This is a genomic window from Hydrocoleum sp. CS-953, from assembly GCF_002260545.1.
Classification (GTDB): domain Bacteria; phylum Cyanobacteriota; class Cyanobacteriia; order Cyanobacteriales; family Microcoleaceae; genus Trichodesmium.
Map to the genome: position 1 here is coordinate 1 of NZ_LGSU01000228.1, position 2,501 is coordinate 2,501.

At 43.6% G+C, this 2,501-nt stretch carries 1 protein-coding gene; it reads left to right on the plus strand.

Annotation, left to right across the window (positions count from 1 at the left end):
- The first annotated feature begins 127 nt into the window (after positions 1–127).
- On the plus strand, positions 128–2,311 hold the full coding sequence (locus AFK68_RS01935; RefSeq protein WP_094671205.1) for a molybdopterin oxidoreductase family protein: 2,184 nt from the start codon (positions 128–130) through the stop codon (positions 2,309–2,311).
- Positions 2,312–2,501: the final 190 nt, after the last annotated feature.

Below are 2,501 nucleotides of genomic sequence, written 5' to 3' on the forward strand. Positions count from 1 at the left end.
TTTAAGGCTCGTTCAATATTTAGCATTCTTCTGGCCAATTTCTGCTTGAACCATTTTACCTTATTTCCCAACAACTCTATTAATGATAATTTCATTTATTTTTTAGTAAAAAAAATTTAAGTAAACTATGAAACCTACAAAAACTCTTTGCCCCTATTGTGGTGTTGGTTGTGGATTAGAAGTATCACCACCAGCAATGCCAGGAAAAGCAACAAATAGAGATAGCAAAGGTAATCCAATTTGGCAAGTACGAGGCGATCGCTCTCATCCATCAAGTAAAGGCAAAGTTTGTGTTAAAGGTGCCACGGTGAGCGAAGCATTGGATAAAAGTCGCCTCAAATATCCAATGATGCGCGATACCCTAGATGAACCTTTTCGTCGCGTCACTTGGGAACAAGCCTTTAGGCGCGTTGTTAACCGGATTCAAACTGTACGCTTCACCCAGGGACCAGATGCAATTTGTATGTATGGATCTGGTCAGTTTCAAACAGAAGATTATTATGTTGCTCAGAAGTTGCTCAAAGGCTGTCTGGGAACTAATAACTTTGATGCCAATTCTCGCCTCTGTATGTCTTCGGCAGTATCTGGATACATTCAAAGTTTTGGTTCTGACGGTCCTCCCTGTTGCTATGATGACTTAGAACAGACAGACTGTGCATTTTTAATTGGTACTAATACAGCAGAATGTCATCCGATCATATTTAACCGTTTGCGGGTACACCACAAAAGAAATAAGAAAGTGAAAATGATTGTGGTAGACCCCCGTCGTACTCAAACGGCAGAAGCAGCAGACCTACATTTGGCAATTCGACCAGGTACAGATATTGATTTGCTTAATGGTATAGCTCATCTACTAATGCGTTGGGGTTTGCTTGATGCAATGTTCATTGATGAGTGTACGACTGGTTTTCCTGAATATACTGAAGTGATTCGTCACTACCCACCGGAGCTGGTGGCACGACATTGTGGGATTCGCTTGGATGATTTGGAAAAAGCAGCTCGTTATTGGGGAAAGTCTCAGCGAGTTTTATCTTTGTGGTCAATGGGGATGAATCAGTCGTCAGAGGGTACGGCAAAAGTGCGAACTCTAATTAATCTGCATTTGATGACAGGTAATATTGGCAAACCAGGTGCAGGTCCGTTTTCTCTGACTGGTCAACCTAATGCTATGGGTGGCAGAGAAGCAGGAGGACTAGCTCATATTTTGCCTGGTTATCGAGTGGTGAAAAATCCTCAACATCGGGCTGAAGTAGAACAGTTGTGGAGATTGACTCCAGGACAAATTTCTTCTGTTCCTGGTCGCACTGCTTGGGAAATGATTATGGCTTTGGAACGGCAAGAAATAGGTTGTTTCTGGATTGCTGCAACTAATCCTGCTGTAAGTATGCCAGATTTAGAACGGACTAAGGCTGCTTTGTTGCGATCGCCTTTTACTGTTTATCAGGATGCTTATTACCCTACGGAAACTGCTGAGTATGCTCACTTGTTATTACCTGCTGCTCAGTGGGGAGAAAAAACAGGTACGATGACGAACTCGGAGCGAGTGGTGACTTTGTGTCCTCAATTCCGTGAACCTTTAGGAGAAGCAAAAGCAGATTGGGAAATATTTGCGGAAGTAGGTCGTCGTTTAGGATTTGTCAATCAGTTTGATTTTGCTGACTCGGAGGCAGTAAGAGCTGAGTTTCTAGAATTGACACGCGATCGCCCTTGTGATATGACAGGCATCACATATCAACGACTCCGAGAACAAGGTCCGACTCAATGGCCTTGCCCTGATAGTAGTGGAGTATCTCAGGAACGTCTGTATACTGACTTCCGATTTAATACTCCTGATGGTAAGGCAAGATTTGCAGCATATTATTCCCAAGGATTGGCAGAACCACCTAATCCTGATTATCCCTTTGTCTTGACAAGTGGGCGGTTATATGGTCATTGGCACACTCAAACTCGTACCGGACGTATTGAGAAAATTAAAAAAATGCACCCGATGCCATTTATAGAAATTCATCCCAAGGATGCTCAGAGGTTAGAGATTTCAGAAAATGATTGGGTAGAAGTAAGGTCGCGAAGAGGCTATGGCAGATTTCCAGCCAAAATTACTAAAGCTATTACTCCTGGTACTGTATTTGTGCCAATGCACTGGGGCGCACTGTGGGGAAATCAGGCCGAGGCAAATGCTTTGACTCATCCTCAAGCTTGTCCTGAGTCTGGGCAACCAGAGTTAAAAGCTTGTGCTGTGGAGTTGCAACCAATTAAATTAGAAGTGGCGACTACGGAATATTTCCCTGTGGAGCAAGTGCTGACCCTCTGATTCAAGGAGAAGATTTATAGATCGCGGTCTAAGTTTGGTAGGGGTTTGGTCTCCAAACCCCTACGAGCCTTAACGAAGTCAGAAGTCAGAAGTCAACCTACCCCTAATACCATTTCTCAAAAACTTTATCTATTTCAGAGTAGGGGAGTAGGGGAGTAGGTAGGGACGTTGCATAAGGGCGTCCGTACAG

What these genes read in the sequence shown, in the direction of transcription:
- AFK68_RS01935 (WP_094671205.1), top strand. Translation starts at nt 128, where the DNA reads ATGAAACCTACAAAAACTCTTTGCCCCTATTGTGGTGTTGGTTGTGGA.